This is a genomic window from Mucilaginibacter sp., from assembly GCF_965277465.1.
Taxonomy (GTDB): Bacteria; Bacteroidota; Bacteroidia; order Sphingobacteriales; family Sphingobacteriaceae; genus Mucilaginibacter.
On sequence record NZ_CBDICW010000001.1, the window covers coordinates 26,364 to 48,633 of the forward strand.

A 22,270-nucleotide genomic window follows, 5' to 3' on the forward strand; every position below is an offset into this window, starting at 1 on the left:
GTATTAATATAAATATACAGGCGGCAAATTTAACTAAAAATAAAGGAATGGTTATTTAATGGAGCATGCAGACATGTAATGTTGCGCCAGTATGTTTTTACCAAAGTAATTTGAGGGCTTTGTAAATGCAGCATACATTAATTTATGGATGCATTTTACACTACAAAATAGTTAATCAATTAAAAATCACAAAACAGTATAAATTTTTGAGCAAACATTTATATTTGCAGCTTATTAAGCTACACATAAAATGAACTCAACAGAAAACGCAAACGCAGAAGGTCACTACAAATTAATAGTTGTTGCTTTGGTAATAGGCTTATTAGGTGTTTACCTGCGTTTTTTTGATTTTCGTTACGCTACTATTTTAGCTAACATTATATTAATACTTGGTGTTGGTATAGCGTTAAAAGCTGTTTTTGCGATATTGAAATAAAACTTCCCCTGATGTTTTCAGGAAGATTATACGATCCCCGTTTTTACTGATCGAACGTAAAGCTATATACTTTATGATCGCCCTGTAAAAGCGGGGGTTATTTTTTGATCCCACCTTTTCCTTATGCAACCAATTACCAATTACTTCGCCCGGTACTTGGAGTCGTTCAGTATTTTTTGTGCATCCATATTAACCATTAGCTGCTGCAGGGTAACTTCGGGGTGCCTGTTCATGTATTCCCTAACTATTTGCCAGCCTACCCAAATACCAAGCTTGGGTGCCGATTCATTCCTTTCGCCCAAACCGGGTGTAAATGGCGCTACTGAAAGATATTTCTGAATTTTAGGATAGTCGGTTTCATACAACAGGTTTTCATCCAAAAAATAGGCCCATATCTTGGATTTATAATCTTCGCACCATTTTAGCTGGGCTGTGGTATAACCAATTTTGGTGGTATCGCCCACATCAGGCAGTACCTGATCCATAAAGTATAAAATTTTGCCGTTATAAACCATTTTTGAAAGCAGGGTTTTGCTGCTGTCGCTCTCAGGGAACAATTCTTCGCGGGCCAAACCCTCAACTACACGGGGCACAATGTTTTCCCGGTTAAAAAATTGCGATAAGTAATGCGGGTAAGCATTGGTAAGCGCCGGGTAAAACCTGGAGTTACCCCCTAAAAAAAGATCGAGCCCTACGCCAAAATATTTATTGCCGATAACCCTTTGCGCTTCAAAGCCCGAGTAATAGGCATATACCTTAGGCAAATGCATTTTAGGGTAAAAATATTTTATATGCTTAAAGGCATCGGTAAGGTCTTCATCCTCTTTATCCAGATCTTTAAAAACCGAATCGACATCGTGTTTCAGATCATTATAAGCTTGGTTGGCAAAAACCTGACGCAGCAATTTAAAATAAGTGGTATCATTGGTATTAATGCCCGGATCCTGCAATATCAGGGATATAAAATCCTGGTAAAATATGCCATATTTTTTTTTGAGATAAGCCGATTGCGCAGCCATTGGCTTTGTACGCATATCGTCAAATTCCTTATCAAAGCGTTCAATTTTAGCATCAAGCTTTATATTGCTAACATCAACTGTTTTTTTGTGCCCACAGGCGCTAATTATCAGGCTGATGGAAAAAATTAAATAAATTTGCTTTGTTTTGTTTAAAATGATCATTTTTTATCCTTTGAGCAAAATTAATTTTTTATTTGCATTTAAATATGCAATCAGCGGTAATTAACCGTTTGTAGGATACCCGGATCAAAACTATATATAAATGAAGATCGCATTAGCCCAGCTTAATTATCATATCGGAAACTTTGAATCAAATACAGCCAAAATTATTGATCATATTAAAAAGGCGCGCACCAATGGTGCCGACCTGGTAGTATTTTCAGAATTATGCGTTTGCGGCTATCCATCACGCGACTTTTTGGAGTTTGATGAGTTTATTGATCTGTGCGAGGCATCGGCACAAAAAATAGCTGCCGAATGCCACGGTATTGCCTGCATTATTGGCCTGCCCACCCCTAACCACAGGGCCGAGGGTAAGGACCTGAATAACTCTGCCTATTTTATTGAGAATGGAAAAGTTAAGGCCATTGCCAATAAGGCGCTGCTGCCTAACTATGATATTTTTGATGAGTACCGTTATTTTGAGCCATCAACTGAGTTTAGCTGTATTGAATTTAAGGGCAAGCGTATAGCGCTTACAATTTGCGAGGATCTGTGGAACACGATCGAAAATCCGCTGTACATAACCCGGCCGATGGATATATTGATTGAGCAAAAGCCCGATGTGATGATCAATATTGCGGCATCGCCATTTGCATATAATCACGATGTGGAGCGTATTGATATTTTAAGCGACAATGCCAAACGCTATAACCTGCCACTGCTATATGTAAACCATGTAGGCGCGCAAACTGAATTGATATTTGATGGCGGATCGTTAGTATTTGATAATACTGGAAAGCTGATAGATGAGATGCCTTATTTTGAGGAGAGCCTTGCTTACTATGATCTGGACGAAAAATCGGCTGTTACATTTGAGCATCCATCAACTTTAAGGGTTGAAAAACAAAGTGATATTGAACAGATCCATAAGGCCATAATTTTAGGTATTAAGGATTATTTTCATAAATCAGGCTTTAAACAGGCTATTTTGGGTTTATCAGGCGGCATTGATTCTGCCGTTGTATGTGCGCTGGCTGCCGAAGCTTTGGGTGCCGCAAATGTAATGGCGGTATTGCTGCCATCCCGTTTCTCAAGTGATCACTCCATAAAAGATGCAGAAGACCTGGTTAAAAACCTGGGCTGCATGAGTGAAACTATTGCTATCAGTAATATCACCGAAGCCTTTGAATCAACCTTAAGTCCGCAGTTTAAAAACCTGCCGTTCAATATAGCCGAAGAAAACATTCAATCGCGCAGCCGTGCAGTTTTGCTGATGGCCATGTGTAATAAATTTGGCTATATCTTGCTAAACACATCAAACAAAAGTGAGGCAGCAGTGGGTTACGGTACCTTATATGGTGATATGTGTGGTGGAATTTCAGTTATTGGCGATGTATATAAAACACAGGTTTTTGACCTTGCAAGGCATATCAACCGCGATAAGGAGATCATCCCGGTAAACTCTATAGTAAAACCACCATCTGCCGAACTGCGTCCAAATCAAAAGGACACAGATTCATTACCTGAATACGACATTTTAGATAAAATTATAGCTGAATATGTAGAGAACCGCTGTTCATCGGCCGAAATAATTAAAATGGGGTACGATGAAAGCACCGTTAGGAGGGTATTAAGGCTGGTTAACCTGGCCGAGCACAAACGCTACCAAACACCACCAATATTAAGGGTATCGCCAAAGGCATTTGGCATGGGCAGGCGTATGCCAATTGTAGGCAAGTACTTATCATAATCCACCTAAAACAAAAATTAAAAAATATTTATTTAGTAATTAAACCTTTTGCGCACCGTTAGTCTAATGAATATCAATAGGGTAAGTATCATGAAAAGATTAATTTATTTGGCACTGGCAGCTGTTATGCTGTCGGCTTTTTCAGCTTGTACAAGCTATAACTATTACACTGCTGCTATTAACAAAACCAACATGAGCGGCTACCATACATTTGCATGGATGCCACCTGCAGCTAATAGCGATAAAAAAATGCAGAACGGCGTGGCCGATGCAAAAATAAAGGATGCTACTACAACAGCATTAGTTACTAAAGGCTTAAGGTTAAGCCAGCGCAATCCCGATCTGATTGTGAGCTACTCAACACAGGTTGGCCGTGGTACGCGTACAAACTATTACTCACCTGGGTATTATGGCGGTGGTTATGGTTACGGTGGCTGGGGCGGCTTTGGATGGGGTGGCGGTTTCGGTTGGGGCGGTGGCCTTGGTTTTGGATGGGGATACCGGCCATACTACTATTCATACGGTGCTCCCTTTGCTTATTACGGCGGCCCAACTTATGCCGAAAAAGAGCATTACAAAGAAGGCACTTTAATTATTGACCTGATTGACCCGCGTACACGTAGAATTGTTTGGAGAGGATTTGGAGTTGGCGAAGTTCATAGCAACCCACAAAAAACTATTGACGATTTGCCAAAGGTAGTAGCAGGCGTTATCAGCCAGTTAAACCTGATGCCAAAACAATCATAATATTTGAGAGCAGCAAAAAGCTACCGGATAACAAAAAGGTCTGTTGAGTTAATCAACAGACCTTTTTTATTTAAAGTCTTTATGTTTTTATATTATAAAAGCCTTGTTTTTATTTAGGGAGATTAGCCGCCTGCTGTGATTTTTGCTTACGGTGTAAATGTAAGGCAGCAAAAACTAAAGCAACACCTGCTAAAACAATAACCCAGCTATCAAGCGGGCAGGTACTGTATGCGTCGGTACCATCGCATGGCAGATCCTGCGCAAATAGGGTAACCGGACTGCACAATACAAGTATAGCTATCGCTACTTTCAATAATTTACCGTTTAGGGCTGTTTTTTTCATTCTGCACATTTTCTAATCCTTTGGTAGAGAGGTACTGATTATTAAATCTTTACAAATTTAGCATTTCCTAACAAATTCCCGCTATTGCTTTTCATTTCAATAACATAAGCTCCCGGTTGAAGCGAACCCACATCCTGCGACCAGCTATTACTGCTTACCACCTTTTTCATAACCAGTACACCACTGGCATTATAAATATTAGCTTCATAAGTGCTTGCCGTAAGCGGATCCGTTGAGTTAAAGTTAACCGTTATAAGTTGCCGTGCCGGGTTGGGGTAAACACTTAATACCCCAACGCCCGATGGCGCACTTGCATTATACAATACGTTTAACGTATTGGTGTAAGATAAGTTATCATCAATATCATTTTGAAGCAGGCGGTAAGTATTATTACCCGTAGCCGGATTATGATCTATATAAGTATAAACACCATTACCATTACCCTGCACGTTGTAAAGCGCTTTATATTGCGTATTGCTGCCGTCCTGCTTATCGATACCAAAACCAGTATAAGTGCTTTCGTTATTGGTTTTCCAGGTTAGCAATACGCCGTTGCTTACTTTTTGAGCGGTAAATGATATTAACTGGTATTTTGGCAGCGGCACACGCTCAATAGCAAGTTCAAAGCGGTTGGCGCCGTAAGATGTAGTATCGGCAGTGGTTACCCTGAAAGCATAGCTTTTATACCTGCGCAAATCGAGCGAATCTTTAGCAAAATGATCAAGCAGAAAAACGTTATACAACGTGGTATCAATATTTACCATATCCGTAAGCGACAGGTTGTACAAACCATCGGTTGTTCCCTTTACAAATAATTTCACTGTTTTATTTTTGGTAAAATCAGTTAATTTATTGATCGCTGTACGTACACCATCGCTTGTATAGCTTGACAGAAATACCTTTGAGCTTGCGCCGTCAAGATCTAACGCATCGTCAATATCATATTTGTCAGACCATTTACTATTAAAATAAACCCCAACTTCGTCAATACCGTCAGTTTCCTGCGATACCTTTAAATGCAGGCCCTTAAGTGTGTTTGCTGCATTTAAAGCAATGGCATTTTGTGTAACCGCACCCGAAAAATTATTTCCGGCAACCGCCTGTTGGTTATTTGATGCTACCAATAATAATGGCGGTGTTGAAGTGCCGTTAATTAAAGCCGGGTTGTATACCTTCTGGTCTTCCTGAAAAGTCAGGGTTTGGAGCGTACCCGATGTTTGCGCCATAAAGCCCTGCCCGCTTGCAATATACTGCGATGCTATTGATGGCGATGAGGTGCCACCGGTAGCGCTCCATACTACATAAGCCTGGCCCGGATTTTTATCATAAAGCTCATAAAAGTTTGAGCTTATTTTATTTGTACTGGCATTATAGTTATCGGTGTAAAGCTTATTCAGATCAATAGTTGAGGCATAAGGGTTACCGACCATGTTAACTCCCGGAAAGTTTGCGGTAAGCTCACCACTTGTAAATGAAAGCTGTCCGCTCGATCCTCCGGTTGGGGTATACCAAAGGTTTACCGTTACCCCCTGCTGGTTTAGTGTGCCAATATTGGTGATACAGGCATTATCAGGAACAAGCGTGGTAGCACCTGTTGAACGGCCATTGATTGACCCTACAAAGAAAAGCAAATAGCCATTACCTACCGGGATACTTATACCTGTTTTAGTTGTAAGCACACCATTTATGGTACTGGTTGTACTTACCACATTACTTAAAACCGATGTGATACCTATATTTTTCCCGGTAGTAAATGTTGAATTTTTGCTGGCAGTTGTAGGGTTTAATGTTTCGTTATAAATATATAATGTAGGGTTTGCATTAGTTACCGTAAAACCGCCGCCACTTGCCCCACCTGTAAAAGCCCCATAATAAGTTGTTGTACCTGCAATAGCATTAGGGTTTATAACTTTTGCCGTTGTATTAATATTTGTCAGGCTGATATTACCCCCGCCGCTTTTATTTGAGCTGATATTTACCGGTGATGACAAAATACGGTAAGTACGGTAAGTTGTTGAAGGGCTGCCGCCTGTTAAAAAACGCTGAACATTAAACAAACCATTACAAACCGCCTGCTGCGACGAGCCCGTACTGGTATTTAATGAACCTATGGTGGCTGATCCTTTAGCATCAGACTGTAAGGTAAAAACACTCAACGTAGGTGATGTAACCGTATTTGTTATATAGCTTGATAAACCACTGGGCGTAATTACCGATGTTGAACCCAGGTTAAAAGTTCCGCTTACGGACGAGGTGCCATTAACAATATAAGCACCCTGGCCGCTTAGGGTTATGGAACAGGCCGAACCTGATGTACCTGCATTAAAAATACCCGTATTGTTGATATTACAATTTTGGGTGGCCATTAGTATAACCGATGCCGAATCGGCAGTAAATATATTGCTGTTGGTAATGCCCATCCCGTTATTTGAAGTGGGACCAAAATTCATAGTAGTACCACGCAAAACCATATTGGCCGACGAGCCGGAATTGGTTACAGTACCTGATTGCCCTGTAAAGGTAAAGGTTGAACCATGATCTTTAAACGTTCCTGAATTGGTAATGTATGATCCGCTGGTTGTGAGCCCGAATGTACAGCCGGCCTGCGTGGTAAACGTACCTGAGTTTTGAATATTATTACCGTTACCAAAAGGAAAACTACAGGTTGTTGCTTTAAAGGTGGCGGCATTGTTTATAAACGTCCCCGCCCCGGCCATACTAAACGTGGAATTTGTTCCTGTAATTACCCCCGATCCGGTGTTGGCTATGCTGCAGGTATTATTATTAAGTGTAATAGTTGATGAGGTAAGCGTAATTATATTGGTATTGGCAATTACGCCCGCCCCTCCGTTAAGGGTAAACGTAGCACCGCTTGTACCAATAATTGAGCCGCTGTTTGTAATATTGCTTGTAGTAGTAAGAGCACCATTGCTATTATTGATAGCCCCCGTACTGGTTATGGTATTACTGGTGCTGTATGCCGATGAACTGCCCGTAAGGTTAATGATACCGCCATTAGTGGTTGCGCTTGATGTGGTAAACGTAGCATTATTTAAATTAAGCGTACCATTATTAACAAAAGTAGGCGGGTTATTAAAGGTAACAGCCGTACCCGATGGGAAAGTTACCGTAGCTCCTGAACCTATGGCAAAGCCACCCTGGTATGGAAAAGCTAATGAGCTATTAATTAGCGCTGTACCATTACCGCTAAAAGTGAGCAAAGTTGATAAACCATACGGCTGCGACAAACTAACACTGGCAATAGTAAGCACCGGCGCTGGCGAACCCGAAAATGTAATGGTAGCACCCGAAGTACCGTAGTTAGGCGTAGTTAATGAACTTATGGTTTCGCTTGTGGTAAGATTAATAGTTATATTGCTATAAGGTATCTGTGCAATATCTGTTGTTGATGTTTTGCCGGGCCAGCCTGTAAAAGAAAATGTAGAAGTATTATACCAGTTGTTGTTCGTCGTCCAGTCTGTGGTACCGGCAAATCCCGTCCACATATAAGTACTGCCTGCATTAGCACTTTTAACACCCATTAAAAGTATAAACACCACTAAATAAAAAAGTACGCGTTTTTCCAATCTACAATAGTTTAAATACAGGGGTATTTTAAACAGATTTTAACAACTATCTTATTAGCAAGTATTTAATAAAATACCATACCAACTATTAAAAGGAAAAATATGTTCATACTTTTCCAAAGACGTTCAATCTAATTTCAAACCTATTACGTAAAATATGGGTAGATAGTTTTTCGACCAATGAAAATCATACCCCCATAATTTGTAGCCGCAAAAATAGTTTATTTATTTACCTGTTTAAAAACAGCTACTGAATTTTTACAAACTTGGAGTTTCCTAACAAAGTACCGCCACTGTTTTTCATTTCAATTACATAGGCACCGGGCTTAAGTGAGCTAACATCCTGCGACCAGCTATTACTGCTCACCGATTTTTTAAGCACTTCTAAACCGGTTGAATTATAGATTATGGCCTCATAAGCGCTCGAGGTAAGCGGATTTGATGAATTAAAGTTAACCGTAATAATTTGCTTAGCCGGGTTAGGGTAAACGCTTAATGCACCTGAACCTGCCGAAGCATTATACATTACGTTTAAAGTATTGGTATAAAGCAAATCATCGTCAATATCATTCTGCAATAAACGGTAGGTGTTATTTCCGGTAGACGGGCTATGATCAATATAGGAGTAATTGCCATTGCCATCACCCTGCACATTATAGAGTGCAGCATATTGCGTATTGCTTCCGTCCTGTTTCTGAATAGCAAAACCTGTATAATTACCCTCATTGCTGGTTTTCCAGGTAAGTTGTACGCCGCCGTTTACTTTTTGAGCGGTAAATGATAGCAGTTTGTAAGGCGGTAATGGCACTCTTTCTAAAGCCAGCTCAAAGCGGTTTGCACCAAATGAAGTGGTATCCGCATTGTTTATCCTGAAAGCATAAGTTTTATACCTCCGCATATCTAATGAATCCTTTGCAAAATGATCCAGCAAAAAAACATTATAAAGCGTGGTATCAATATTGGCTATATCGGTAAGGGTCATATTGTAAAGGCCATCAGTGCTACCTTTAACATATAGCTTAATCTTTTTGATCTTTGATTTTTTATAATCGGCCAGGTAATTGATCCCTGTACGTACACTGTCGGCAGTATAGCTCGACAGGTAAATCGTAGGCGATACACCATCCAGGTCAAATGCATCGCTTCCATCAAATTTATCACTACCCGTTTTACTAAAATAAATACCGCAGGCATCATAGGTTTCGCCACCATTATCCACTTTTAAATGCAGGCCGGTAAGTACATCGCCACTATTTGATTTCGCCACCAATAATAACGGCGGACTTGATGTTGGCGTTAATGAGTTATTATAAACTTTCTGATCTTCTTTAAAAGTAATAGTTTGGCTTCCTGATGTAGCTTTTACAAAAAAGCCCTGCCCGCTAACAATGTATCTTGCAGACTTGGTTGGATCGGATGTTGCACCGCTGCTGCCATCATATGATACAAAATTTTGATTTGGTGTTTTATCATACAGCTCATAAAAACTTGAGCTTATAGCATTGGTGCTGGAGTTATAATTATCAGAGTATACCTTGTTAAGGTCAATAGTACTGGCATAAGGGTTACCAACCATATTATATCCCGGTGTAACCGCGCTTAAAAACGATAGCGAAGTTGTGCCGGTACTCAAGATCTTCACGGCTACCGTTTGTTGGTTTGGCGTACCCGATGCGGTTATAATTGTATTTTCGGGCACCCGTGTTGATGCCGTTGTAGTTAAATGGTTATCGCCAATAAAATAAAAATAAAACCCATTACCTACCGGGATAGAAACGTTTGCCGTAGTAACACCATTTGAAAGGGTACTTACCGTTGTGGCACCAATTACAGTTACACCCATTGTTTTACCCTTGGTGAATGAGGTATGGCTGGTTGGTAATGCTTCGTTATATAAATAAATTGTAGGATTGCCCGCAGGGTTAGTTACACTGAAACCATTTGATGCAAGCGGGCCGCCTGTTAAGGCAGCATAGGTGTTTAATTCGTTGGTTGGCTGTACGTTCAGGTAATTTAAGGTGATATTACCTGTCCCTGATATACTCGAGTTAATATTTATAGGCGATGAAAATATACGGTAGCTGCGGTATCCTGATCCGCCGGTTATAAAACGCTCTACATAAAAAGGCGACCCATTAAAGCCTAAAGAGCCTGTATTGGTTATTTGCCCGATTGAACCGGAGCCGTATTGATCAGATTGAAATGTGAAATACCCTGCATTGGTAGCAAACGATTGGTTACCGCCACCCAATGTTATAATAGAGGTTGAGCCCACATAGAAAAAACCCGAATTAGTAATACCGCTGCTTGCCTGGTTAAAAGTAACTACACAAGGCGAATTGCTTTTGCCCGCATAAAAAGTACCGGAATTGGTTATAGTACTTGGTGCCCCGGTAGCTATTATGCTTGAACCTCCGCTTGCGGTAAATGTTCCTGAAGTACCATTGGTAATGGCAGTACTATTAGCCGTTAAGTTAATGGTTGAAGCACTTACAGTAAAATTTCCATTTGTAGTTGTATTACTAATGTAACCAGGGCCTCCCGTAAAGTTAAAAGTAGTGCCGGTGGCGTTAAAAGTACCTGTATTTGATAAATAGCTGGCAGTACCTGCCTGGAAATTAAAAACGCTTGCTGTTGATGGCGAGGTTACAGTACAAATACCAGGGTTAGTATTCACAAAGCTGCTTCCGCCGGCATTGGTGGTATAGGTTACCGTTGCTGATGTAACATTAAATGCATTTGTGTTAGTAACAACACAGGTATTATTTGAAACACTAAGGGTTGAACCTGCATTTAAATTTACCGTACCGGTATTATTTAAAAGATCAGAAGTACCCGACAAGGAAAGGGTTGAAGCCGTTGCATTAATAGTACCCGAATTAGGAAAAGTAAGACTGTTACACTGAATATTTAATGCCGATGTAGTAGTAAGGTTAATGATACCCGGGTAGGTAGCATTGCTATAAGCATTACTAAAAGATTGTGTGCTGCCCGTAAAAGCAAGGGTTGATGTGGTTTGCATGGTAATGGTACCATAATTACTAAAATTAAGGTTATTACCCGTAAGCGTATTGGTTGATGATGTACCCGTAATGCTGCCGTAATTAGTAATTACCGGTGCCGCCCCCCCGGCAGTTATGTAACTACTGGTCATAGCAATGGCGCCGTAGTTTGTTAATGTAGCGGGGTTACCCGTTAAGTTTATGGTTGATGCCGTTGCTCCCGAATTAATGGCTGTAATGGTACCTGTATTAAATAAAAGGCCATTAGCATTCATGGTAATTGTGGCCCCGGTTAAGTTTATATTAGCCCCTGCATAACTGGTTATATTACAATTATTTGTTGTAGTTATACTTGATGATGCGGTGGCATTGACCGTGCCGTAGTTATCAAATTCAATGTACGAAGCAAGGGCAATTTGGGCCGTACCGGTAGTTTGCGTAAGCGTTATTATACCTGTTGTATAATTGGTTATGGCCGTAACAGCCGCCGTGACACCCTGGGTATTAATTGAGCTGTTTGTAAAGTTGAGCGTACCATAATTGTATAAATAAGTACTATATGGCGATGAAGAACTAATGGTTAAATTTGATCCAACGGCAAAATTGACCGTATTACCTGCTCCGATAGTTAATTTAGCAGCATTGGTAGACGACGAAACATACAACTGAGAAGAACCACCAGAAATAGTTGTTGTACCGGTACCATACCAGGCTAATGTATTACCCGAGTGTACCTGCACACCACCTGATGTAATGGTATTACCTGCTGCATTGGTGGTAAGTACAGCATTTGCCGTAGTATTAATGTTTAGTTGGCCATTAAGGGTTAATTTGCCGTTTAAAGTTGCAATGCCGTTAAGGTTCATTGCTATTCCGCCCCCACTTGGGCCAGCGGTTATAGGTACTGTTGAAACTGTAGTTAATGTGCCCCCGGTTGATATGCTTATTACGCTTGCCCCGGTAATGGAGCCGGTACCCGTAAAGTTAAGTACCGTAGCTGTTGTAGCAGTACCAACGGTGATAGCATTGGTAACGCCCATTGTGGTAGCCCCGTTAAATTTTATAGTAACCGTTGCTCCGTTGCCAATTACAATGGAGTATACCTGTCCTTGCGGCAAGGCACTGTCAATAGTAATAGTGGCATTATTGTTAATAGCAACAATATCATTGTTTAGCGTATTTGCAGGATACGAAAAGCCGGTACCAACACCGCCAGATATATTCCAGTTTGAGGTGTTTTCCCAACTGCCACTGGCCCCTCCAACCCAGGTACAGGTATAGGTTTGTGCTTTAGCGGTTATAAAGCCAAAACAAATGGAAAAAAAAGTTAATAAAAAGCGTAGATGTCTTTTCAAAGTAATAGGATTTAATCAGTAGTTTTTTTCGACAAGCAATGTTGCTTTAACAACATCCATTAAACAAATACGATATTGACCGTTAATCAGACTCAGTTTGTTAATAATTTATTAAATAACAAACCTTACAGCACTTAATTAATGGTTAACACCGCTCATATTGCCCCTGTCAACAAAAAAATCTGAACTAAAATGCTATTTTTTTCCAACGTAAAAAACTTATTACATCGTAATTTCAACAAATGCAGCATTTTTAACAAAAAAATAATTGTTTCGACACAAAATATTGTGTTTCAGGCATCAAACACTAAATACAATACCAATTTTAATATTCGGAAGCTTAAATCGTCTTATCTTTAAGTTAAATCGGGATTGGCGATTTGTTATAAAAATGCCATATTCATACTATACAACAACCATATAAGGCAAACAGGTGTTACATTAGCATATAACGATATGAATATTCAAAAAATAACATTTGGCAACGGTTGCTTTTGGTGTACCGAAGCCATATTCGAAACAGTGAAAGGGGTTAAAAGCGTAGCCTCGGGTTATATGGGCGGCCTTACAAAAAACCCAACCTATAAAGAAATATGCCAGGGTAATACCGGCCATGCCGAAGTGCTGCATATTGAATTTGATGCCGATGTGCTATCATTTGATGAGCTATTGCTTATATTTTTTAAAACACATAACCCTACAACTTTAAACCGGCAGGGAAATGATGTAGGTACACAATACCGCTCGGCAATATTTTATTATACCGATGAGCAAAAGCAACAAGCCGAAGCACTAATTAAAAAACTAACCGACGAGCATATTTATGATAAGCCAATAGTTACCGAAATTACCCCCGCAAGCGAATTTTACAAGGCCGAAGATTATCACCAGGGTTATTTTAACAACAATCCGGGCAACCCTTATTGTGCAGCCGTTATACAGCCAAAGCTGCATAAATTTGTAAAAGAGTTTACCGAAAAAATAAAACCAGAGTTATTATAAATAATCGCAAGGGATTTTAATTAAAAAAGACCGCTATACTATATACAGCGGTCTTTTTTTGGATAAACTTTCAGGTTACTGGATCTTCACAAACTTGGCGTTTCCTAATAATGCGCCGCTGCTGTTTTTCATTTCAAGCACATAGGCACCCGGTTTAAGTGCCTCCACATCCTGCGACCAGCTATTCCCGTTAACTGATTTTTTCATTACTAATACACCGCCCGCGTTATAAATACTGGCATCATAAACGTTTGAGGTAAGCGGGCTTGATGAGTTAAAATTAACAGTAATGATTTGCTTTGCCGGGTTTGGATAAATAGTTAATACGCCCGATGATCCGGCTGGTACTGAAGAATTATACAGCACATTGAGCGGATTGGTATAGGTGGTATTATTGTCAATATCATTTTGCATTAAGCGGTAGGTATTATTCCCTTTAACCGGGCTATTGTCAACATAAGTATAAGTCCCGTTGCCATCGCTTTGCACATTATACAATGATTTATAGGTTGCATTGCTGCCATCCTGCTTCTCAATACCGAAGCCAGTATAATCGCCTTCATTATTAGTTTTCCAGGTTAGTAATACGCCATTGCTTACCTTTTGCGCCGTGAATGATAAGATATGGTATGGTGGCACAGGCAGCCGCTCAATGGCCAGCTCAAAACGGTTGGCTCCGAATGAATTGGTATCAGCAGTTTTTATATCAAAAGCGTAGCTTTTATACCTGCGCATATCCAGCGAATCCTTTTTATAATGATCGAGCAGGAAAACATTGTATAGGGTGGTATCAATATTTGCTATATCGGTCATGGTTAAATTATATACACCATCAGTAGTAGCTTTTACAAATATTCTTACTTTTTTGTTCTTATTAAAATCAGACAGCTTGTTTATAGCCGTACGGACGCTATCGCTGGTATAAGTTGAAATATAAACTTTTGATGATACCCCATCTAAATCATAAGCATCATCAATATCATACTTATCATTCCATTTATTATCAAAATAAACCCCGCACTCATCATTATATACACCGACCTGCTCAAGTTTTAAATGCAGTCCCTTTAACACAGTTAACGGTTTTGAAGCGATCAGTAACGATGGCGGCGATGAGCTTGAAGTCAGCAATGCCGTGTTGTAAATTTTTTGATCTTCCTGAAATACAAGCGCCTGCCCGGTTGCCGTAACCCTGGCAATAAAGCCCTGTCCGCTTGCCACATATTGCGAGTAAACACTGCCAGAGTTTCCGCCGGTAGCACTGTACACTACATAAGCCTGGTTCGGATTTTTATCATTGAGCTCATAAAAGTTTGGGCTTAAACTTGGCGATGCCGCCTTATTATCGTTGTAAAGTTTTTGCAGATCGATGGTTGATGCATAAGGGTTACCAACCGTATTATAACCAGGATAATTGGTTGCGAGCACCGCACTTGAATACGACAGTTTATTACTTACCCCGCCACCCGGTGTATACCATAAATTAACCGTTACGTTTTGCTGGTTTAAATAACCTACGTTGGTAATAACCGCATCATCAGGAGCGATAGCCGTTGTTCCGGTAGTTCTTACAGCCGGATTGCTGGACCCAATAAAGAACAACAGATAGCCGTTACCTACCGGCACATTTACCGATCCTGTAGTTGTAACACCATTTATAGTACTCGTTATTCCCACCGTACTACCCGAAATAGAAGTTACACCCACATTTTTTCCGGATACGAACGAAAGGTTTTTAGTGCTAACGCTTGGGTTTAAGGTTTCATTATAAAGATAGATAGTAGGGTTTGCATTATAAACACTAAAGCCACCGCCTACGCCTCCTGTACCGGCTGTAAACGCACCGTAATATTTTGTAGCGCCGGCTGTGTAGTTTGATTTTAAAGTACTGAAATCAATATAGTTTGCTGATCCTGATGTTGCCGAAGTAAGGTTTACCGGCGATGATAGCAATCTATACCCACGGTATGCTGATGAACTGCTTCCAGTTATAAAACGCTGCACATTTACAATACCCGATATAGTATAAGGTGATACCTGCGATACCGATGCAGTTAAATTTGCTGAGCTCATTAACGTAAATGTGGTAGTTGAAGCAATTGAAAGATTTCCTTTAGTTAAAGTTAACTTATCAAACAGCTCAACCGGGCCGCCGCTAAAGCTTATTGTTGCGCCTGATGCATAAGTATTATTTATGGTCATATCGCCTGTTTCAAATGTATTGGCAACACCATTACCGGTGTAGGTTTGTGTAGCTGATGTGCCATTCCAATTGATGGCCGAAGCTGCGCTGCCACCATACAGAATGCCAGTTCCGCCGGTAGTTGCACTGTTATATATATTACAGCCAACATTTAAAGTAAACCCGTTTAAGTTTAATGATGCGCCACTGGCAATATTTAAACCATATAAGCTTGCATTGGCGCTTAATGATGGGTAATTGCCTACTGAAGCTGGTATGTTTAAAGTAGATGTACCGGTGGTTAAAGCAGGCAGCTGGTTTAAAGTACCGGATGTGGTATTGTTCCAGTTACCGGCAACAGCCATATCTGTACTTGCAGCACCCGACCATGTGTAAACCAATGCACCGTTAAGCCCGGTAGCATTAGCTTGATAAGCAGTTACTGCACCACTATAATTGGTAAAAGTTAAAGGGTTGGTTTGGTTATAGTATTCGGCCTTTATCCAGTCTGATGATTTAACTACGTTTGAAATACGGGCTTCATCCAAAATACCCTGCAGGTAATTACTTGCTGAAAAATCTGATCCGAGGTAAATATTTTGCCCTGTTGTACCCGATGCTACTGCACCTGTTGAGGAGAAGTTTAATTTACCATCTAAATATGAATAAAATGTACTGTTTGAGCTGTTATAAACCCCCTGTACATAGTGCCAGGTATTTAAGCTTACTGCCGTTTGGGTATTGGAGGTGCTCCTATCCAAACTTGCCGGACTTCCACCATTTGGCCGGGTTTCAACTTCCGGATAAACCGTAGTAGCAGAGCTTCCGTACAAACCTAACTTATAACCAGCCGTAGTATAGTTAACAGCCTCGTTGGTAATGATTTTATGGTCGTAACCACCCGACGTAGCCGAAAGATTAAAGGCAGTTGGTTTTACCCAGGCAGATAATGTAAAAGAGCTGGTAACATTATTTGATGTACCTACACTTATAATTTTGCTGCTTGTTCCGTCAAACTGATAGGCCCCGGTTATTTGCCCGGCAGCAACAGTTGTATTGGTTTGTGCTGCGCTCCGGCCATTGCTGGTGGCATCTATAACGGTTGCACTTGCAGATCCTTCGTTAAAGTGATAAACCGCCTGGTAATCGCTGGACCATGTGGACTGCGTAAATGTGGTACCATGAGCCGGCGTTAATGAGCCAAAATAAAGAGTGAGGTTTGTATTTGTTGATGTGATTGAAGGCACCTGAACCCAAACAAGTAATGTACCGCCAACCGGATCATAGTTTTCAACCTGGTAGTTTAGCTCAGTACTACCACCCACAACGGTAAAGGCAAAATCATAATTAGTGCCTGCAGTGCTGCCGCTGTAATTACCTAAAGGGTATTGTACCTTATCGGCACATGCACTTCCTATTTTTAAATTATTATCCTGTATGTACACCAATGCCGGGAAATTGGTAAGTGTAGTAGTTATACCCCCGTTGCTGATTGATGAGGTATTTAAAACAAGTGGTTTGCTAAATGCATAAGTGCCAAAAACTCCTGTTACCGTAACTGTTTGTGTTGACACAGCAGCACATCCGGATGAGTTAGTTACTGTTAAGGTGATCGTTTTTGTTCCGGCTGTTGACCAGCTTACACCGAAAGGCCCGGCACCAGTTCCGGTTGATGGCGTACCACCGTTAAAATCCCAGCTGTAAGTTAACGCAGCATTGTAGGTACTTGTTAAAGTAACCGTTGCCGTATTACCTGTGTAAACTGTTGAAGTAGCGGTAAAAGTTCCGGCTGTTGGTAATGCAGTGACTGTAGCAGCAATTGATGTGCGCGCACTTGTTACACCACTAACCGTATAAGAAACATAATAAGTAGCCGTTGATGGTGGCGAATAGGTGGTTGATGTGCTGCTTTGCAAGGCCGTACCGCCTGTTGCAACGTTATACCAATTATAGGTTCCTCCGGTTGGCGAACCACCCGCAGCAGTAAGCAAAGCCGAACCAACACAATTTGAACCATTGCTTGAAACGGTGGGCGCCGCAGGGTTAACGGTTATGTTTTCAACAAAGGCAGAGCTTCCTCCGGTATTATATCCTGTAATGGTATAGTTAGTTGAGGCTGTTGGAACCGTAGGCGTACCTGTAATTTGGCCTGTTGAGGTACTAAAACTTAAGCCGGCGGGTAGTGTTGCGCTAATAGAATAACTTGTTGCAAGCGATCTTTTAATTGTATTAGATCCATAATCTGCAATGTACATATTACCTGAAGAATCATAATCAACCTGACGGGGAGCGTTAAGGCCTGTAAGTATTGTAGTAATTGTTCCGCCCGCGCTTATTCTTTTTACAACATTATTACCATAATCAGCCACAGTGACATTACCAAAAGCATCTACCGATAAGCCACGAGGACCATTAAAACCTGAATAAGTGGTTCTGGTTCCTGTTCCGGCAGCAACTTTTATCACAGTAGTTGAAGTATTTTGCGAAACAAAGAGATTTCCTGATGCATCAATTGCTATACCGTAAGGGCTTGTAAAACCAGTTGCATAAACGGTTGTTGTAGTTGCGCCGGCTGCAATTTTAAGAATATTATTACCACCACTATTAGCTATATATACGTTATTTGAGGCATCAATGGCTATTCCATAAGGTGCATTAAAACCTGTTATAGTTGCGGTTACCACACCTGTTGATGCATTTATTCGGTAAACATTATTATTAAAATCCGATACATATAAATTACCCAAACCATCAGCAGTAACACCATCCGGAGAGTTTAATGTTGTATTTATTGTACCTCCGGTTGCCGATGTACTGTATTTATAAAGGTCACCACCGGTGCTGCCATCAACAGCAAAAATATTATTAGATCCATCAATATAAATTCCGTAAGCCTGATTTAGAGCGACAAATGTTGTAGGTGCGGCATAATTGGCTGGCGATACAGCGCCGCCGCTATTACCCGGAGATAGCGTAGTTATAGGTGTACCCGCAGTAAATACTGACGATGCTGGTGTGTAGGTTATAACCGGGGCAGTTTGTGCAAGCGATATTTTAACATTTACAATAAAAAATAATAATATAAAATGTAGACGGAGTATTCGTTTATTCAAAATATCAAATTTATCGCGGTGGAACAATCAATAGCTTTGCCAAAATATTCATTTGTAAATTCCGCCATCCTTAATACTTATTAACATTGTTAATAAATAGCCAGGTAAAATACCCTGTTTAAAGCTTGCGAGCCCACAAAAATAAATGGCACAAAAAATCCATTCCTTTTACGATAATTTTGTTTTAAGGTTTATTAAATCCCACCGAATTAGTAAAATATTAAACAATACGCTGATTATCAACCTCCAAATATTCCTGTAGATTGTACAACTAAAGCTTTTAACTTGATTTAAAGCATTTTACCTATTCATGTTACAACACGCATGCCTATTTAAAAGCCAGACAATATGCAGTGTTAATAAAATTAAAATCCATAGAAAAACCTATGCCTTAAAAGGCTTTCGTTCTCCACTTACTCTATATTATCTCCTAAAATTCAAACTATTGATATTTTATAAATTTGGTATTCCCCATCGAATCGCCATTGGTATTTTTAACTTCAATAACATAGGCCCCTGGCTTAAAAGCACCCACGTTTTCTGACCATTTACTACTGCTTACCGATTTTTGCAAAACAAGCAGGCCCATTGAATTATAAATATTTTCCATAAACGCTCCTGATCCTGTGGGAGCAGCAGCATTTAAATTTACAGTGATGATCTCGTGAGCAGGGTTTGGATAAACGCTCATTACGCCACCACTGGCTAAGCCACCGTACTGTACCGTTAATAGGGCCGAATAGCTAATTAAACCGTCAATATTATTTTGCTTAAGCCGGTAAATATTTGCCCCTGCTACCGGGTTATGGTCGGTATATGAATACGTTCCACTGCCATTACTCTGTATTGTATATAGGGGTAAATATTGTAGGCTGCCATCCTGCTTTTCAATGGTAAATCCGGTAAAGTTACCTTCGTTATATGTTTTCCAGGTAAGTAACACACCATCACTCACTTTTTTACCTGTAAATAAAGCCAACTCATATGGCGGCAAGGGCTTGCGTTCAATAGCCAACTCCAGGCGATAACCGCCATAAGTTGCCGTATCAGCCCTTATAACAGTAAAAACGTATGTTTTATAACGGGTTACATCTAACGAATCCTTATTTAAGTGATCTATTATAAACACGCTATACATGGAAGTATCAATATTTTGTATATCCTCTAACTGCAGGTTAAAATTGCCATCAATACTGCCTTTTACATAAATTCTTGCACGCTTGCCCTTCGTAAAATCGCCCATTTTATTGATTGCGGTGCGCACTCCGTCAGCAGTATAGGTAGACAAATAAACCTTTGGCGATGCCCCGTCAAGATCATAAGCATCATTCAGATCAAAATTATCAGACCAATCACTTCTGAAATAAACACCGCATTCATCATAAGTAACACTATCCTGCAACAGTTTTAAATGCAGGCCGGCAAGTAATGTTTCATCACGTGGCGGGGCCATCAAAGCTTGCGGCTGGGTTGCAACTGCGCTGCTATTCAATGCTGCATTTTTATTGTTTGATGCGACTAATAACAATGGCGGGCTCGAAACCGGGGTAAGCGAATTATTATAAACCTTTTGATCTTCTTTAAAAGTAAGTGTTTGATTGGTTGCCGATACTACACTCATAAACCCTTGCCCGCTTGCAATATATCTTGAGGCTTTGGAAGCCGATGTTCCGCCGGTAGCACTGTAAACCATATAAGCCTGCCCGGGGTTTTCATTATATAACTCGTAAAAGTTAGAACTAAGGCTTGGAGACGCCACGGTATTATCTGCATAGAGTTGATTCAGATCAATAGTAGAAGCATAGGGGTTACCTATCATATTAGTACCCGGAAAAAAGGATGCTACCTGGCCTGCAGTATAAGATAGCTTTACTGCATTTACAGTACCGCCTGCCGGGGCATACCATAAATTAACATTGATATTTCCCTGGTTAATATAACCCACATTGGTAATGGTGGCGTTATCGGGTTTTAATGAGGTAGAGCCCGTAGTACGACCGTTGGTTGAACCTATATAATCAATTAAATAACCGTTACCAACCGGGATATTGTACGCTGTGCCATCAATCAGGGTGATAGTAGTACCAACTATTGATTTAACACCCACATTTTTACCTAAAAGGAAGGAGCTGTTGTTTGAAGCATTGGTTTCTTTATAAAAATAAATGGTAGGGTTTGGGTTAACCACGCTGAAACCCGCTCCGGAACCGCCAGTAAATGCCCCCTTATAACTTGTACCCGCCACTGTATAACTTGAATTTAGGGTATTGATGCCAATATAATTTGCCCCCGATGGGCTTGGCGTGGCCGAAGTAATATTAACGGGTGTAGACATGAGGCGGTAACCACGGTAGGTTAACGAGTTATTGCCCGTCATATAACGTTGCACGTTGTATTTGCCTGTAAACCCGGTAGAGGCAGCATTTATTTGTCCTAATGTGGCCGAACCATTAGCATCAGACATTAAGGTAAATGTACCCGCTGTTGAATTATCTACATTGGAGGTAGTACCCGTTAAATTAATTACAGATGTTGACCCTAAAACAAAAACATTGGTATTAAATACCCCGGTGCTTGTACCTGATAAATTTAATGTACACGCAGATCCTGAGGAGCCTGCATAAAAAGTACCCGGGTTTGTGATAGAACTGTTTGCACCGCTTAAATTAAAAGCCGATGATGATGCCGCGCTAATGGTACCGGTATTATAGATCTGACTATAAACACCACTTAAATTAACTACCGCTGATGAGCTTAACGTTAATGTACCTGAGTTACTAAGATACGGACCTGTTGCACTATTTATAGCTGCTATAAGGCCTGTATTTGCCGTGTAGTTTTGAAGATTAATTGTTGAACCACTAACTACGTAGTTACTGCCGGTTAAAAAAAGTGCAGCGCCCGAGTATACCGTAACACCATTTAAATTAACAGTACCCGAACCAGCCATGGTAAATGATGTTGGCGTAAGCGTTGCAAGGTTACCAACACCAATGCACTTGATACTGTTAAAGCATTACCACCATTATTAAGCGTAATGGTACCTAATAATGAAAGCACCCCATTAATGGTTATAGATTTTACGGTTATGGGGACAGACATGGTAACCGTATATCCTAATGCTATTTCGTTAAATATAACATCATCACCGGTTGAAGGGTAGTTAGCGGGGGCACCAAATAGCGGGCCCCAATTAGCCTTGGTTGTCCATTGGCCATCAAGCCCTAATCCGCTCCAGGTATAAGAAGTACAATAAGATTTTTGTGAAAAACAGACTAATATCAAAATGCTAAAAACACATTTTAAAACCCAGGATCTGCAATTAATTTTTAACTCTGCCATAACCAATACTTAAAACTCAAATACTGTAATGAGCGCCCCGTGTTAAAATAATCGCCTAATTACCCCAAGGCAATTTTTTAACTATTATGATATTGTTACGCTAAGAGAATTAAAATGGTTTGTAAAAAGAAGGTGTAAAATCACCCATTTTGATGTAGAAAAACACCTGCTATTTAGGTGGAAAACACCTGTTTATAGCCAAAAAAAACACTAATACAGTAAAATAAGGC

11 protein-coding genes are annotated in these 22,270 nt (G+C 40.3%); 4 read left to right on the forward strand and 7 right to left on the reverse strand.

Features of this window, described 5'->3' with window-relative positions; translation table 11 throughout:
- Positions 1 to 250: 250 nt before the first annotated feature.
- Entirely contained in the window at positions 251 to 436 is a 186-nt protein-coding gene (locus ACQY4U_RS00115; protein WP_428327320.1) for a hypothetical protein, read from the forward strand.
- A 140-nt stretch (positions 437 to 576) separates the two neighbouring features.
- On the opposite strand, the gene gldB is transcribed toward ACQY4U_RS00115, so the two are convergent.
- Positions 577 to 1,617, reverse strand: coding sequence for a gliding motility lipoprotein GldB (gene gldB, locus ACQY4U_RS00120; RefSeq protein WP_428327321.1), 1,041 nt, complete (start codon positions 1,615 to 1,617; stop codon positions 577 to 579).
- 100 nt (positions 1,618 to 1,717) lie between these two features.
- On the opposite strand from gldB, the gene ACQY4U_RS00125 reads away from it, so the two are divergent.
- Both ACQY4U_RS00125 and ACQY4U_RS00130 read left to right on the forward strand, forming a co-directional pair.
- The gene (locus ACQY4U_RS00125) at positions 1,718 to 3,367 is read left to right on the forward strand and encodes an NAD+ synthase (protein WP_428327322.1); all 1,650 of its coding nucleotides are present in this window, start codon (positions 1,718 to 1,720) and stop codon (positions 3,365 to 3,367) included.
- Positions 3,368 to 3,457: 90 nt separating this feature from the next.
- Entirely contained in the window at positions 3,458 to 4,114 is a 657-nt protein-coding gene (locus ACQY4U_RS00130; protein ID WP_428327323.1) for a DUF4136 domain-containing protein, read from the forward strand.
- Positions 4,115 to 4,223: 109 nt separating this feature from the next.
- Here the strand turns inward: ACQY4U_RS00130 and ACQY4U_RS00135 are convergent, their stop codons facing one another.
- The 3 genes from ACQY4U_RS00135 to ACQY4U_RS00145 all read right to left on the reverse strand — a co-directional run bounded on the left by ACQY4U_RS00135 (position 4,224) and on the right by ACQY4U_RS00145 (position 12,401).
- The gene (locus ACQY4U_RS00135) at positions 4,224 to 4,457 is read right to left on the reverse strand and encodes a hypothetical protein (protein WP_428327324.1); all 234 of its coding nucleotides are present in this window, start codon (positions 4,455 to 4,457) and stop codon (positions 4,224 to 4,226) included.
- A 41-nt stretch (positions 4,458 to 4,498) separates the two neighbouring features.
- Positions 4,499 to 8,044 (reverse strand): T9SS type A sorting domain-containing protein, encoded by a 3,546-nt coding sequence (locus ACQY4U_RS00140; RefSeq protein WP_428327325.1) that lies wholly within the window; start codon positions 8,042 to 8,044, stop codon positions 4,499 to 4,501.
- Between the two features lie 247 nt (positions 8,045 to 8,291).
- Positions 8,292 to 12,401: a T9SS type A sorting domain-containing protein gene (locus tag ACQY4U_RS00145; protein WP_428327326.1), complete on the reverse strand. Its 4,110-nt coding sequence runs from the start codon at positions 12,399 to 12,401 to the stop codon at positions 8,292 to 8,294.
- A 456-nt stretch (positions 12,402 to 12,857) separates the two neighbouring features.
- Between ACQY4U_RS00145 and msrA the strand changes: the two genes are divergently transcribed.
- Complete coding sequence (msrA, locus tag ACQY4U_RS00150; protein ID WP_428327327.1) at positions 12,858 to 13,403, forward strand: peptide-methionine (S)-S-oxide reductase MsrA; 546 nt, start codon at positions 12,858 to 12,860, stop codon at positions 13,401 to 13,403.
- 75 nt (positions 13,404 to 13,478) lie between these two features.
- Here msrA and ACQY4U_RS00155 read toward each other — a convergent pair whose 3' ends face one another.
- From ACQY4U_RS00155 to ACQY4U_RS00165, 3 genes are all read right to left on the reverse strand, one after another.
- Positions 13,479 to 18,698, reverse strand: a complete 5,220-nt coding sequence (locus tag ACQY4U_RS00155; protein ID WP_428327328.1) for a DUF2341 domain-containing protein — start codon at positions 18,696 to 18,698, stop codon at positions 13,479 to 13,481.
- 442 nt (positions 18,699 to 19,140) lie between these two features.
- Entirely contained in the window at positions 19,141 to 21,648 is a 2,508-nt protein-coding gene (locus tag ACQY4U_RS00160) for a T9SS type A sorting domain-containing protein (RefSeq protein WP_428327329.1), read from the reverse strand.
- Positions 21,621 to 21,983 (reverse strand): hypothetical protein, encoded by a 363-nt coding sequence (locus ACQY4U_RS00165; RefSeq protein ID WP_428327330.1) that lies wholly within the window; start codon positions 21,981 to 21,983, stop codon positions 21,621 to 21,623. Before ACQY4U_RS00165 ends, ACQY4U_RS00160 begins: the two co-directional genes overlap by 28 nt.
- Between the last annotated feature and the right edge of the window lie 287 nt (positions 21,984 to 22,270).

What these genes read in the sequence shown, in the direction of transcription:
- ACQY4U_RS00115 (WP_428327320.1), top strand. Translation starts at nt 251, where the DNA reads ATGAACTCAACAGAAAACGCAAACGCAGAAGGTCACTACAAATTAATA.
- gldB (WP_428327321.1), bottom strand. Translation starts at nt 1,617, where the DNA reads ATGATCATTTTAAACAAAACAAAGCAAATTTATTTAATTTTTTCCATC.
- ACQY4U_RS00125 (WP_428327322.1), top strand. Translation starts at nt 1,718, where the DNA reads ATGAAGATCGCATTAGCCCAGCTTAATTATCATATCGGAAACTTTGAA.
- ACQY4U_RS00130 (WP_428327323.1), top strand. Translation starts at nt 3,458, where the DNA reads ATGAAAAGATTAATTTATTTGGCACTGGCAGCTGTTATGCTGTCGGCT.
- ACQY4U_RS00135 (WP_428327324.1), bottom strand. Translation starts at nt 4,457, where the DNA reads ATGAAAAAAACAGCCCTAAACGGTAAATTATTGAAAGTAGCGATAGCT.
- msrA (WP_428327327.1), top strand. Translation starts at nt 12,858, where the DNA reads ATGAATATTCAAAAAATAACATTTGGCAACGGTTGCTTTTGGTGTACC.
- ACQY4U_RS00160 (WP_428327329.1), bottom strand. Translation starts at nt 21,648, where the DNA reads ATGGCTGGTTCGGGTACTGTTAATTTAAATGGTGTTACGGTATACTCG.